11 protein-coding genes and 1 pseudogene are annotated in these 12,231 nt (G+C 75.5%); 8 read left to right on the plus strand and 4 right to left on the minus strand.

Annotation, left to right across the window (positions count from 1 at the left end; all coding sequences use genetic code 11):
• Window positions 1-16: 16 nt before the first annotated feature.
• Window positions 17-1,123 (minus strand): serine hydrolase domain-containing protein, encoded by a 1,107-nt coding sequence (locus tag GA0070623_RS03245; protein ID WP_067314721.1) that lies wholly within the window; start codon window positions 1,121-1,123, stop codon window positions 17-19.
• A 145-nt stretch (window positions 1,124-1,268) separates the two neighbouring features.
• Here GA0070623_RS03245 and rnhA point away from each other — a divergent pair, with 145 nt between their 5' ends.
• On the plus strand, window positions 1,269-1,745 hold the full coding sequence (gene rnhA, locus GA0070623_RS03250) for a ribonuclease HI (RefSeq protein WP_067314734.1): 477 nt from the start codon (window positions 1,269-1,271) through the stop codon (window positions 1,743-1,745).
• A 46-nt stretch (window positions 1,746-1,791) separates the two neighbouring features.
• On the opposite strand, the gene GA0070623_RS03255 is transcribed toward rnhA, so the two are convergent.
• Window positions 1,792-2,043 (minus strand): hypothetical protein, encoded by a 252-nt coding sequence (locus GA0070623_RS03255; protein ID WP_067314719.1) that lies wholly within the window; start codon window positions 2,041-2,043, stop codon window positions 1,792-1,794.
• A 155-nt stretch (window positions 2,044-2,198) separates the two neighbouring features.
• Window positions 2,199-3,071, minus strand: a complete 873-nt coding sequence (locus tag GA0070623_RS03260) for a pentapeptide repeat-containing protein (RefSeq protein WP_067314731.1) — start codon at window positions 3,069-3,071, stop codon at window positions 2,199-2,201.
• A 217-nt stretch (window positions 3,072-3,288) separates the two neighbouring features.
• Here GA0070623_RS03260 and GA0070623_RS03265 point away from each other — a divergent pair, with 217 nt between their 5' ends.
• Complete coding sequence (locus tag GA0070623_RS03265) at window positions 3,289-4,818, plus strand: flavin-containing monooxygenase (protein WP_089004250.1); 1,530 nt, start codon at window positions 3,289-3,291, stop codon at window positions 4,816-4,818.
• Complete coding sequence (locus tag GA0070623_RS03270) at window positions 4,811-5,710, plus strand: SDR family NAD(P)-dependent oxidoreductase (RefSeq protein ID WP_067315353.1); 900 nt, start codon at window positions 4,811-4,813, stop codon at window positions 5,708-5,710. The genes GA0070623_RS03265 and GA0070623_RS03270 overlap by 8 nt, the downstream gene beginning before the upstream one ends.
• Before the next feature lie 18 nt (window positions 5,711-5,728).
• Here the strand turns inward: GA0070623_RS03270 and GA0070623_RS03275 are convergent, their stop codons facing one another.
• Window positions 5,729-7,177: a cryptochrome/photolyase family protein gene (locus tag GA0070623_RS03275; RefSeq protein ID WP_067315351.1), complete on the minus strand. Its 1,449-nt coding sequence runs from the start codon at window positions 7,175-7,177 to the stop codon at window positions 5,729-5,731.
• Window positions 7,178-7,278: 101 nt separating this feature from the next.
• On the opposite strand from GA0070623_RS03275, the pseudogene GA0070623_RS31520 reads away from it, so the two are divergent.
• The 5 genes and pseudogenes from GA0070623_RS31520 to GA0070623_RS03300 all read left to right on the plus strand — a co-directional run.
• Window positions 7,279-8,691 (plus strand): annotated as a pseudogene (locus GA0070623_RS31520) (MFS transporter); the annotation flags it as partial.
• Window positions 8,692-8,910: 219 nt separating this feature from the next.
• On the plus strand, window positions 8,911-9,999 hold the full coding sequence (locus GA0070623_RS03285) for an S-(hydroxymethyl)mycothiol dehydrogenase (protein ID WP_067315356.1): 1,089 nt from the start codon (window positions 8,911-8,913) through the stop codon (window positions 9,997-9,999).
• Window positions 9,996-10,625 carry an MBL fold metallo-hydrolase gene (locus tag GA0070623_RS03290; RefSeq protein WP_067315349.1) on the plus strand — a complete coding sequence of 210 codons (630 nt, stop codon included), beginning with the start codon at window positions 9,996-9,998 and terminating at the stop codon, window positions 10,623-10,625. The genes GA0070623_RS03285 and GA0070623_RS03290 overlap by 4 nt, the downstream gene beginning before the upstream one ends.
• A 112-nt stretch (window positions 10,626-10,737) precedes the next feature.
• A complete protein-coding gene (locus GA0070623_RS03295; RefSeq protein ID WP_067315877.1) occupies window positions 10,738-11,196 on the plus strand; it encodes a VOC family protein in 459 nt (152 codons plus the stop codon).
• A 325-nt stretch (window positions 11,197-11,521) separates the two neighbouring features.
• The gene (locus GA0070623_RS03300; RefSeq protein ID WP_084261671.1) at window positions 11,522-12,223 is read left to right on the plus strand and encodes a hypothetical protein; all 702 of its coding nucleotides are present in this window, start codon (window positions 11,522-11,524) and stop codon (window positions 12,221-12,223) included.
• Window positions 12,224-12,231: the final 8 nt, after the last annotated feature.

The following is a 12,231-nucleotide window of genomic DNA, read 5'->3' on the forward strand; positions in this document are numbered from 1 at the left end:
CGGCGCGCCCCGTATCTCAGACCGCGGCGCGCACCGTGTCGCGGATCAGCACCCGCAGGCCCTCCATCGGGTCGCCGTCGTTCGCGCCGAGCCGGTTGCGGGTCGCCGCCACGGTCAGACCCAGTCCGGGGTACGCGTAGGCGAGGCTGCCGCCGCTGCCGGAGGCGCCGAACGAGCCGTCGTCGTCGATCGCGTAGCCCAGACCGTAGGCGGTCTCCTGGCCGAACACCCATTCGACGCCCCGGACGGCCACCGCGCCGAGCTGGCGCAGCCGGTGGTCGGAGACCAGGCGTACCCCGTCGACCTCGCCGATGAGCGCGGCGAACATCCGGGCGGCGGCCCGGGCGGTGAGGGTGCCCACGGCGGGCACGTCGGCGCGGAGCACCTCCGGTCGGCTGCCGATGGCGCCGTCGGGCCGGACGGCGGGTGGGGCGACGGCGTCGAAGTGCGGCAGGTTGGCGGAGGCGAACCGCATCAGGTCGGCCAGGCCGTGGTCCTCCAGGGTGGCCAGCCGGGGCAGGTCCGCCTCGGGCACCCCGAGGAACAGCTCCCCGGGTACGCCGAGCGGAGCGGCCACCTCCTCGGCCAGCACGGTGGAGATCCGTCGGCCGGTGACCCGGCGGACCACCTCGCCGACCAGCCAGCCGTACGTCCAGGCGTGGTAGGCGATCTGTTCGCCGGGCGCCCAGCGGGGCACCGCGTCGGCGACCAGGGCGCACATCCGGTCCCAGTCGGTGAAGTCGGCCGGGGTGACGTCGGCGGGCAGGGCCGGCACCCCGGCGGTGTGGGTGAGCACGTGCCGCAGGGTGACGGTGTGCTTGCCGTGCCGGGCGAACTCCGGCCAGACGTCGGCGAGGCGCAGGTCGTAGTCGAGCCGGCCCTGTTCGGCGAGCACATGCACCACGGTGCTGGTCAGGCTCTTGCCGGTGGAGGCGCTGAAGATCGGGGTGCCGGCGGTCAGCGGTCGTCCGGTGGCGGAGTCGGCGGTCCCGGCGGTTTCGTCGACGATCAGCCGGCCGTGCCGGTAGGCCGCCACCTGCACGCCGGCCTCCCGGCCCGAGTCGACCAGCGCGTCGACGGTGCTGCGTACCTCGGCCCGTAGCCCTGCCCCGGTGTCGGTCATGGTGGTGCACTCTGCCATGGCGCCGCCGGATGCCGCCGCCGGTTTCTCCGCCCGGCCGGGATCGGCGCGACGGCCGCCGGTGCCGCCGCGACCCGCCGCCCCGGCGGTGGATCCGGTGTGCCCCGGCCCCGGTAGGTTCGGCGGCATGGTGGACGCGGCGGCCGGCAGGGTCGTGGAGATCTGGACCGACGGGGCGTGCAGTGGCAATCCCGGGCCGGGCGGGTGGGGTGTGCTGCTGCGCTACGGCGGGCACGAGCGGGAGTTGTGCGGTGGTGAGGCCGGCGCGACGACCAACAACCGGATGGAGCTGACCGCCGCGATCGAGGCGCTGGAGGCGTTGACCCGGCCGGCCACCGTGCGGCTGCACACCGACAGCACGTACGTCCGCAACGGCATCACCGGCTGGCTGGCGGGGTGGCAGCGCAACGGTTGGCGTACCGCGGCCCGGCAGCCGGTGAAGAACGCCGACCTGTGGCAGCGGTTGGCGGCGGCGTGCGCCCGGCACGAGGTGAGCTGGCACTGGGTGAAGGGCCACAGCGGTCACCCGGAGAACGAGCGCGCCGACGCGCTGGCCAACCGGGGGATGACCCGGGCACGGTCGGCGGCCGGCGCGGCCCGCTGAGGGCGGTCCGTACCGTCGCCGACCGGCACCGGGGCGGTGGCACGGGCTACTCGGTGGGCGGGTGGGCCGCCTCCTCCTCGGCGGGGTCGCCCGCGCCGGAGACCGCTGTCACGTCGTAGCCGGCGCGGCTGGTGTCGCGGGCCGACAGGTGCTCCTCGGCGGGCAGGTCGGCGAAGTCGTCGCCGGTGTCCCCGCCGTCGCCCAGCGATTCACCCGGTGGGCGCAGCGACGCCTCGTACGCCGGCACGCCGTCCGGCTCGTCGGTGTCGGCCCGGTCGGTGCGCGGTTGCTCGGTCATAGCCGTCTTCCTGCCCGCCAGGCCGCGCCGCAAACCCGCGCACCGCGCCGGGCGGCCACCGGGTCGGCGGGTGGTGTCGTGGGCCGGCCCGCCGGGTCGTTCCATCGGCGTCGGGTCGGCGGGTCGTGTCGCCGGCCCGGCGGCGTGCGCCGAGCTCAGCGGCGCGGCCGGCGGCGGGTGGGGCCGGCGGGGCGGGCGGCGGGTGGCCGGACCGGGGTGAGGGTCAGCCCGGTCCAGTGCCCGGGGTGTCGCAGCGTGCCGGGGAGGGCGGTGCGCCGGTCGCCACGGGCCGCGTCGAGCTGGGACTGGTGCAGGAACAGGGTGCTGGACAGGTCGGCCCCGCGTAGGTCGGCCCCGCGCAGGTCGACTCCCGTGACGTCGGCGCGGCGCAGGTCCGCTCCGCGCAGGTCGGCCCCGACCAGGCAGGCCCCGCGCAGGTTCGCGCCGGTGAGGTCCGCGCCGCGCAGGTCCGCGCCGAGCAGCATCGCGCCCCGCCGGTCGGCCCCGCCGGTGCCGGCGCGGGCGGTGTCACTGGCCGCGGAGAGCAGCGGGTTGACCCGGCCCCGGTGGGCGTCCACGTCGACCGCGGCCAGCTCCTCGGGGGTGCCGGCGGCCAGGGTGTCGGTGGCGTCCCGGGCGGCGTTCAGCGCGTCGCGTAGCGGGCCGGGCGGGGTGAGGGCCAGCGCCTCGGTGAGGTACCAGAGCAGTTCGTGCAGCGGCCGGGCGACGGTGAAGGCGGCGAACATGCCGGCGGCGGTGTCCGGGTCGTCGCGCCAGTCCCGCCCGGGGTAGGTGACCTGGCTGACCCGCTGGCCGGCACCGAAGCAGTCGAACACGACGCAGCCGGGGTAGCCGCGTTCCCGCAGCTCGTCGTGGATGCCGCAGCGGGAGTCGGTGCGTAGGTGGGGGCAGGGGCGGCCGGCGGGTTTGTGCTGGGCGAAGTCGGCGGAGGCGGCGAAGGCGGGGGCGACGCAGCACAGCCCGATGCAGCGGGCGCAGTCGCCGCGTAACCCGGTGGTTTCCGCCATGGTGTCCGTCGTCTCCCCGTCCTGTCGTCGGGTCCGGTGCCGGGCGGTGGCCCCGGACGGGTGCCCGCGGCCATTGTCCGCCGCCCGGTGCCGGTGCCGTCGCGCGGGTTCCCGGTGCTGCTGGCCCGGGTGGGGAGGGAGGCACCGGTCGGGACGGGTGCGGGGCACGCGCGGCGCGGGGTATGGTCCGGTCACCGCCGCGGACCCGGAGGATGCGATGGCCACCGAGCATGTCGACGTGCTCATCGTCGGTGCGGGGCTCTCCGGTGTCGGGGCCGCCTGCCACCTGCGGCGCGAGTGTCCGGGCAGGACGTACACGGTGTTCGAGGCGCGCGGGGCGATCGGCGGCACCTGGGACCTGTTCCGCTATCCGGGCATCCGCTCCGACTCGGACATGTTCACCCTCGGCTACTCGTTCGCGCCGTGGACCGACCCGAAGGCCATCGCCGACGGCGACGCCATCCGCCGCTACGTCCGGGACACCGCCCGCCGGTACGGCGTCGAGGAGCACATCCGGTTCCGCCACCGGGTGCTGCGCGCCGGGTGGGACAGCGCCACCGCCCGGTGGACGGTCCACGCCCGCCGCGAGGACACCGCCGAGGAGGTGGTGCTGACCTGCGACTTCCTCTACGCCTGCACCGGCTACTACCGGTACGACGCGGGGTACACGCCGGACTTCCCGGGTGCCGAGCGGTACAAGGGGCGGGTGGTGCACCCGCAGCACTGGCCCGCCGACCTCGACGTCACCGGCCGGCGGGTGGTGGTCATCGGCAGTGGCGCCACGGCGGTGACCCTGGTGCCGACGCTGGCGCAGCGGGCCGGACACGTGACCATGCTCCAGCGTTCCCCCACGTACGTCCTCGCGTTGCCGTCCCGGGACCGGCTGGCCGACGCGCTGCGCCGGTGGTTGCCGGCCCGGCTGGCGTACCCGGTGGTGCGGGGCAAGAACGTGCTGTCCGGGGCGGTCAGCTACCGGCTCAGCCGGCGGGCGCCGGGGCTGGCGCGGTCGTTCCTGCTCCGGGCGGCGCGGCGGCGGCTGCCGGCCGGTTACGACGTGGACCGGCACTTCTCGCCCCGCTACGACCCCTGGGACCAGCGGCTCTGTGTGGCCCCCGACGGTGACCTGTTCGCGGCCCTGGCCGCCGGCCGGGCCTCGGTGGTCACCGACACCGTCGAGACGTTCACCCCCGACGGTGTCCGGCTCGGCTCCGGCGAGGAGCTGGCCGCCGACGTGGTGGTCACCGCCACCGGGCTGCGGCTGCTGGCCCTCGGGGGGATGACCCTGACCGTGGACGGTACCGACGTCGATCTGGGCCGGACGGTGGCGTACAAGGGGATGATGCTCTCCGGGGTGCCGAACTTCGCGTTGACCATCGGCTACACCAACGCCTCCTGGACGTTGAAGGCCGACCTGGTCGCCAGCTACGTCTGTCGGCTGCTGCGCCACCTGGACGCCACCGGCCAGCAGGTGGTCACCCCGGTCGCGCCGCCCGACGGCGAGCTGTCGCCGCTGATCGACCTGCGGTCCGGGTACGTGCTGCGCAGCCTGCACACGCTGCCCCGGCAGGGGGCGCGGGCGCCGTGGCGGCTGCACCAGAACTACCCCCGGGACGTGCTGTTGATGCGGCACGGCCGGCTCGTCGACGAGGGCGTGCGCTTCTCGCGGGCGACCGCCGGGCCCCGGCCGGCTGAGCCGGCACGACATTCGTCCCGCCCCCCCCCGCAGCAAGGAGACCCGCGTGCGTAGCTTCGACTTCACCGCCGGGACCGCCGTGGTCACCGGCGCCGCGAGCGGCATCGGTGAGGCGCTGGCCCACGGGCTGGCCCGTCGGGGTAGCGACCTGGTCCTGCTCGACCGCGACGGCGACCGGCTGGACGCGGTGGCCGCCGCGGTCCGGGCCGCCCACCCGGCCCGCCGGGTCGAGACCCGGCTGGTCGATCTGGCCGACCTGTGCGCCACCGCCCGGGTGGCCGAGGAGATCCGGGCCCGGCATCCCCGGATCCGGTTGCTGGTCAACAATGCCGGGGTGGCCCTCGGTGGCCGGTTCGACGAGATCACCGTGGACGAGTTCCACTGGGTCATCGACGTCAACTTCCGGGCTCCGGTGCAGCTCACCCACGCGTTGCTGCCGGCGTTGCGGGCCGAGCCCGGCGCGCACCTGGTCAACGTCTCCAGCCTGTTCGGCCTGATCGCCCCGGCCGGGCAGACCGCCTACGCGGCCAGCAAGTTCGCCCTGCGGGGTTTCACCGAGGCGCTGCGGCACGAGCTGGTCGACGAGGGGATCGGGGTGACCTCGGTGCACCCGGGTGGGGTGGCCACCCGGATCGCCCGGCACGCGCGGATCGGCAGTGGGGTGGCCCGGGAGGAGTTCGAGGCGGCGCGGCGGCAGTTCGAGAGGCTGCTGTCCATCCCGCCCGGGCGGGCCGCCGAGGTGATCCTGCGTGGGGTGCGGCGGCGGCGCGGCCGGGTGCTGATCGGCTGGTCGGCGACGCTGCCCGATCTGCTGGCCCGGGTCGCGCCGGGCTCCTACGGCCGGCTGCTCGCCGTCGGGATCCGCCTCGCGGGCGGCCCGGGCCGGCCGGCCCCGGCCACCCGTGCGCCGGCCGCCGCCGAGCTGCCCACCGGGGAGGTCGCCTGAGCGGTCCGCCGGGAGGGGTCAGGGTGCGCTGCTGCCCCGCTTCTCCTCCTGGGCCAGCACCGCCTCCCGGTGCTCCGGGTCGTCCCGGGCGGCCAGCTCGGCGGCCAGCCGCGGATCGGCGCCCAGCGTCTCCCGGTTGCGGTGCAGGAACGCGGCGAAACCACCGGTGTACGGGCAGGCGTCGTCGCCGAGTTCCCGGTCCGGCCGGTAGCGGCAGCCGGTGCAGTAGTCGCTGATCTCGTCGATGTACCGTCCGTCCACGGCGTACGGTCGGGTGTCCACCCGGGCGAGCGCGGCGTGCTGGCTCAGGCCGAGCACGGTGGTGTTCATGATCCACCCGGTGCCGTCGACGAAGCTGCGCTGGAACCAGTCGACCAGCTCGGTCGGCCGCCAGCCCCGCTGCAACGCGTAGTTGCCGAGCACCAGCAGCCGTTGGGCGTGGTGCGCCCAGCCCCGGTCGCGGACCCCGGCGAGCACGTCGGCGAGGCAGCGCGCCTCCACCGCGTCGGCGTCCAGGTCGACGAACCACTGCGGCAGCGGCTCGGTCGCGGCGAGCCGGTCGAGGCCCGGGCGGGGTGGCTCGGCGTACCAGTGGAGCTGCCAGAGGAACTCCCGCCAGCCGAGCACCCCCCGGACGAACGCCTCCACCGAGGCCAGCGGGGCGTCGCCGGCCCGCCACGCCGCCTCCGCGCCGCGCACGGCCACCCCCGGGTCGAGCAGTCCGAGGTTGAACGAGGAGGAGAGCAGGCCGTGCGCCAGGACCGGGTCCTCGGCGCTCATCACGTCCCCGTAGCGGCCGAACTCGGGCAACCGGTGCCGCAGGAAGTGGTCGAGCCGTTGCGCCGCCTCGGCGTGGCTGGCCGGGTGGGTGCGGGGGGCGTCCCGGCCGACGAACCGGACCCCGTCGCGTTCCCACCGGTCCAGGTCGGCGCGGACCTCGGCGTCGATGTCGTCCTCGACGACCGGCGGCGGGGGCGGAACGTCCAGGGTGCGGCCGGTGGGGGTGACGTCCTCGCGTCCGGCCGGCGCCGGCCCGGTGAGCACCCCGTGCCGCCGGGTGGCCCACCGGTAGAAGTCGACCATCCGGAGCTGTCCGCGCCGGGGCCGGTCGGCCCAGCCCGCGAAGTCGGCCCGGTCGGTGATGAAGCCCCGGGGCGGCAGGACGGTCAGCCCGGGGACGGACCGGACGAAGTCGAGGGTCGCCCGGGTGGTCGGGTGGCAGACCTCGACCGGGCCGTCGACCGACGCCAGGGCCTCGCGGAACGTGCCGGCACGCAGCAGCACCGCCCGGTCGCCGAGTTCGGCGGCGCGGTGGCGCAGGGCGCTGAGGATGAGGTGCGCCTTCTGCCGGTGCAGCCGCCGCCGCCGGAACAGCTCGCTGACCTCGACCAGCAGCACCGGTTGGCGGTCGTCGTCCAGGAAGTGCGGCCCGAGTTGGTCGGCGAGCAGCCACCGGCGGGGAGACATGAGTCGATTGTGCCCAGTCGTCCGGTCACCGCGCGTGGCGGGGTCGGTCGGCGGCGTGATCTCCGGTGGTGGCCCGCGCGGTCGGTGCCCGATCCGCCGGGATGGACCCGGCCGGCAGTGGTCCGGGCCACCGGCGGACCCGTCCGGCAGTGGTCCGGGCCACCGGCGGCGCACCCGCTTCCCCCGACCGGCGGCCGGGAGCCGCACCATGGCGGTATGACGCATCGCAGTACGTCGACGCGGGCGGCCGTCGGGTGTGGCCATCGGCCGCCGTTCGGGGTGGGCGCGGCGGCCCGGCGGTGAGCGGCGTGCCCGGATCCGCGCGCCGGGGTGCCCTGGTCTGGGCGGTGGCCGTCAACGCCTACCTGGCGGCGGTGTTCCACCGCAGCTCGCTGGGGGTGACCGGGGTGGAGGCCACGGACCGGTTCGCCATCAACGCCTCCGCGCTGGCGGTGTTCTCGGTGGCCCAGCTCGCCGTGTACGCGGCCATGCAGATCCCGGTCGGGGTGCTCCTCGACCGCTACGGTTCACGCCGGCTGCTGCTGGCCGGCGGCGCGCTGATGGTCGCCGGGCAGCTCTGCTTCGCCGTCGCCACCGACGTCCGGCTGGCGGTCGCCGCCCGGGTGCTGGTGGGCCTCGGTGACGCGATGACCTTCATCAGCGTGCTGCGGATCGTGGCGTTCTGGTTCCCGGGCCGGCGCAACCCGCTGCTGGTGCAGCTCACCGGCACCTTCGGTCAGGTCGGCGCGATCCTCGGCGCGGTGCCGCTGGTGGCACTGCTGCACCATGCCGGCTGGACGTCGGCGTTCCTGGTCGCCGCCGGGTTCGGGGCGACGGCGGTGCTGCTGGTGCTGGTCGTCGTCCGGGACGCCCCGCACGTGGGGCCGGGTGTCACCGCGATCCCCGCGCTGGCCACCGTACGCCGGGAGCTTGCCGCGGCCTGGGCCGAGCCGGGCACCCGGCTGGGCCTGTGGTCGCACTTCGTCGCCCAGTTCTCCGGGGCGGTCTTCGCGCTGCTGTGGGGCTACCCGTTCCTGGTGCAGGGGCAGGGACTGCCGCCGACCGTCGCCGCGTCCCTGCTCACTCTGATGACCGTCGGGGCGTTGCTCGCCGGCCCGCTGGTCGCCTACCTGTGCGCCCGGCACCCGTTCCACCGGTCGGTGCTGGTGTTCGCGGTTGCCGGGACCAGCGCCGGGGTGTGGGCGGTAGTGCTGGCCTGGCCGGGGCGTTCCCCGCACTGGCTGCTGGTGGTCCTGGTGCTGGTGCTGGCCCTCAACGGCCCGGGCGCGGTGATCGGCTTCGACTACGCCCGGACGTTCAACCCGGTGCACCGGATCGGCAGCGCCACCGGCATCGTCAACGTGGGCGGGTTCGTCGCCTCGATCGTACTGGTGCTGGCGATCGGGGTGGTGCTCGACCTGACCACCCCGGCGGGTGCGACCGCCCCGCCGCTGGCCGCGTTCCGGTGGGCGTTCGCCGTGCAGTACCTGCTCTGGGCGCTGGGCGCGGTCCAGGTGCTGCGGTACCGCAACGCCGCCCGTCGTCGTGCCGGGGGTCCGACAGCGGGCCGGGCGGCGGGGCCGGACCCCACCGGGACCGGCCCGACGGTGGGGGCGACCGGCCGGCGGGCGGCGAGTCCGGCGGACCGATGGGGCGGGCGGCATGATCGCGGTAGGTTCGGCGGTGGGCGCGGACCATCCGGCCGTCGGGCCGGCAACCAGGGAGGACACAGCGTGAGCCAGGAAGTCCGGGGCGTCATTTCACGGAGCAAGGGCGCTCCGGTCGAGGTCACCACCATCGTGGTGCCCGACCCGGGGCCCGGCGAGGCGGTGGTGCGGGTGCAGTCCTGCGGGGTCTGCCACACCGACCTGCACTACCGCGAGGGCGGCATCAACGACGACTACCCGTTCCTGCTCGGCCACGAGGCGGCCGGGGTGGTGGAGCAGGTGGGCGAGGGGGTCACCGAGGTCGCCCCGGGCGACTTCGTGGTGCTCAACTGGCGGGCGGTCTGTGGCGAGTGCCGGGCCTGCCGGCGGGGCCGGCCGTGGTACTGCTTCAACACCCACAACGCCGCCCGGAAGATGACCCTCACCGACGGCACCGAGCTGACCCCGGCCCTGGGCATCGGCGCTTTCGCGGAGAAGACGCTGGTGCACGCCGGCCAGTGCACGAAGGTCGACCCGGCGGCCCGGCCCGCCGCCGTGGGGCTGCTGGGCTGCGGGGTGATGGCGGGCCTCGGCGCGGCGATGAACACCGGGCAGGTCACCCGGGGCGACTCGGTGGCCGTCATCGGCTGCGGCGGGGTCGGCGACGCGGCGGTCGCCGGGGCGGTCCTGGCCGGGGCGACCACGATCGTCGCGGTGGACACCGACGGCCGCAAGCTCGACTGGGCGCGCAGGTTCGGCGCGACCCACACCGTGGACGCCTCCACCGAGGACGCCGTCGCGGCGATCCGGGCCGCCACCGGCGGCTTCGGCGCGGACGTGGTGATCGACGCGGTGGGCCGGCCGGAGACCTGGAAGCAGGCGTTCTACGCCCGGGATCTCGCCGGTACCGTCGTGCTGGTCGGGGTGCCCACCCCGGAGATGACCGTCGAGCTGCCGCTGCCGGACGTCTTCGGCCGGGGCGGCGCGCTCAAGTCGAGCTGGTACGGCGACTGCCTGCCCAGCCGGGACTTCCCCCTGCTCACCCAGCTCTACCTGCAGGGCCGGCTCGACCTGGACGCCTTCGTCACCGAGGAGATCGCCCTGGACCAGGTGGAGGAGGCGTTCCACCGGATGCACGACGGCGACGTGCTGCGGTCGGTGGTGGTGTTCCCGTGACCGTCCGGGTCGACCACGCCGTCACCTCCGGCACGTTCTCCCTCGACGGGCAGACCTTCGACGTCGACAACAACATCTGGGTGGTCGGCGACGACACCGAGTGCGTGGTGTTCGACGCCCCGCACGACGTGGCGGCGATCCGCCGGGTCGTCGGCGACCGCCGGGTGGTGGCGATCCTGGCCACCCACGCCCACGACGACCACGTCCGGGTCGCCCCGGAGCTGGCCAGGGTCACCGGCGCACCGGTCCTGCTGCACCCCGACGACCGGGTGCTGTGGGACCTGGTGCACCCCGGTCTGGCCCCGGACGGGGGGCTGTCCGACGGGCAGGAGATCACCGTCGGCGACACCGTCCTGCGGGTGCTGCACACCCCCGGCCACAGCCCCGGCGCGTGCAGCTTCCACGCCCCGTCGCTCGGCGTGGTGTTCACCGGCGACACCCTGTTCCGGGGCGGCCCGGGGGCGACCGGCCGGTCGTTCAGCGACTTCGCCACCATCGTCGAGTCGATCCGCACCCGGCTGCTCACCCTGCCGGCGGACACCGTGGTGCACACCGGGCACGGCGACGACACCAGCATCGGCGCGGAGGCCCCGCACCTGCAGGATTGGCTCGCCCGGGGCCACTGAACCGCCCCGGCCACCGAACCGCCCCGGCCGGGGGCCGGCCCCACCTCCGGGAGTGGCCGGCCCCCGGCCGGGCGGCATCCGCCGCCCGGCCCCGCGGCCTAGGATCGACCGGGTGACCGACGACGACCGCCCCCGGGGCGTACGACAGCTGCGCCTGGTGGTGGAGGCCGAGGACTACGACGCGGCGGTGGCCTTCTTCCGGGATGCCCTGGGCCTGCCCGAGCAGGCCGCGTACTCCGGTGCCGGTGACGCCCGGGTGGTGATCCTGGAGGCGGGCCGGGCCACCCTGGAGATCGCCAACCCGGCGCAGAAGCGGATGATCGACGACGTCGAGGTGGGCCGTCAGGTGGCCCCGAGGCTCCGGCTGGCGTTCGAGGTGGACGACACGGCCGCCGTCACCGGCCGGCTGGTCGCCGCCGGGGCCACCGAGGTCGCCCCGCCCACCGTCACCCCCTGGCACTCGCTGAACGCCCGCCTCGACGCGCCCGCCGGCCTTCAGCTCACCGTGTTCCAGGAGCTGCGGGACCTCGACGAGCGGTCCACCGCCGACGACTTCGGCACCGACGGCTGAACCCGGCGCGGTTCCGTCCGCCCGACGGGCCTGCCGCCGCCCGGCCCGCCACCCTGACTCCCGCGCGAACGGCCCGACCGAGCCGGATGGCCGGACCGCGCCCTGCTGGGCGACCTGGGTGATTTGTTCGGTATGCAGCGTCGGGTGCGGCCTGCCGGTGACCCGGACCACAGCCCGGGGCGGTAGCCACGTTTCCGGAATGCCCGACAAGGCCGGCTGGTTGTGTCCCCCATACGCCGGTCGGCACACCTACGCCCGGCGCGGTAGATCCCCCGAGGCCCGCTCACCCCGGAGCGTGGTCGCCACGATCGAAAGGGCAACCATCGTGAAGCTGGACTTCACTCGATGGCTCCCGGCCATCGCGAAGGACCGCAGGACCGCACTGAGCATCGCCGGCGTCGCCGCCCTCGGTGGCCTGGCGTTCGGCCCGGCGGCCGTGGCCGCCCCCCTCACCACCGGGCCCCACGAGGGCGCCCGCGCCGCGATCGACCTGGCCACCGGCAAGAGCCGGGAGAGCCGGGAGAGCCGCCCCGCCGAGTCGGGGCTGACCATGGGCAGCCCGACGGCCGACGTCCCCGCCGGCAAGCCGCGCACCGAGGACCTCGTCCCGCACGGGTTGGAGGGCGCCCAGTCCCGCGTCCCGCTGGACGACGCGCAGGTCGCCAACGCCAAGGCGATCATCGCGGAGGCCAAGCGGACCGGGGTGGGGGAGCGCGGCGCGGTGATCGGCGTCGCCACCTCGCTGCAGGAGTCGAAGCTGTACAACCTGGGGCACCTCGGCGCGTACAACGACCACGACTCGCAGGGGTTGTTCCAGCAGCGCCCGTCGTCGGGTTGGGGCACGCCGGAGCAGATCACCGACCCGCGGTACGCCTCGCGGGCGTTCTTCGAGGCGCTGAAGAACGTCCCCGGCTGGCGGGACCTGCCGCTGACCGCCGCGGCGCAGACCGTGCAGGTCTCGGCCTACCCGTACGCGTACGCGCAGTGGGAGCAGCAGGCCGCGGACCTCGTCCAGCAGCACTGGTGACCGACACC

The organism is Micromonospora rifamycinica (assembly GCF_900090265.1).
GTDB lineage: Bacteria > Actinomycetota > Actinomycetes > Mycobacteriales > Micromonosporaceae > Micromonospora > Micromonospora rifamycinica.

What these genes read in the sequence shown, in the direction of transcription:
- GA0070623_RS03255 (WP_067314719.1), bottom strand. Translation starts at nt 2,043, where the DNA reads ATGACCGAGCAACCGCGCACCGACCGGGCCGACACCGACGAGCCGGAC.
- rnhA (WP_067314734.1), top strand. Translation starts at nt 1,269, where the DNA reads ATGGTGGACGCGGCGGCCGGCAGGGTCGTGGAGATCTGGACCGACGGG.
- GA0070623_RS03245 (WP_067314721.1), bottom strand. Translation starts at nt 1,123, where the DNA reads ATGACCGACACCGGGGCAGGGCTACGGGCCGAGGTACGCAGCACCGTC.
- GA0070623_RS03260 (WP_067314731.1), bottom strand. Translation starts at nt 3,071, where the DNA reads ATGGCGGAAACCACCGGGTTACGCGGCGACTGCGCCCGCTGCATCGGG.
- GA0070623_RS03265 (WP_089004250.1), top strand. Translation starts at nt 3,289, where the DNA reads ATGGCCACCGAGCATGTCGACGTGCTCATCGTCGGTGCGGGGCTCTCC.
- GA0070623_RS03275 (WP_067315351.1), bottom strand. Translation starts at nt 7,177, where the DNA reads ATGTCTCCCCGCCGGTGGCTGCTCGCCGACCAACTCGGGCCGCACTTC.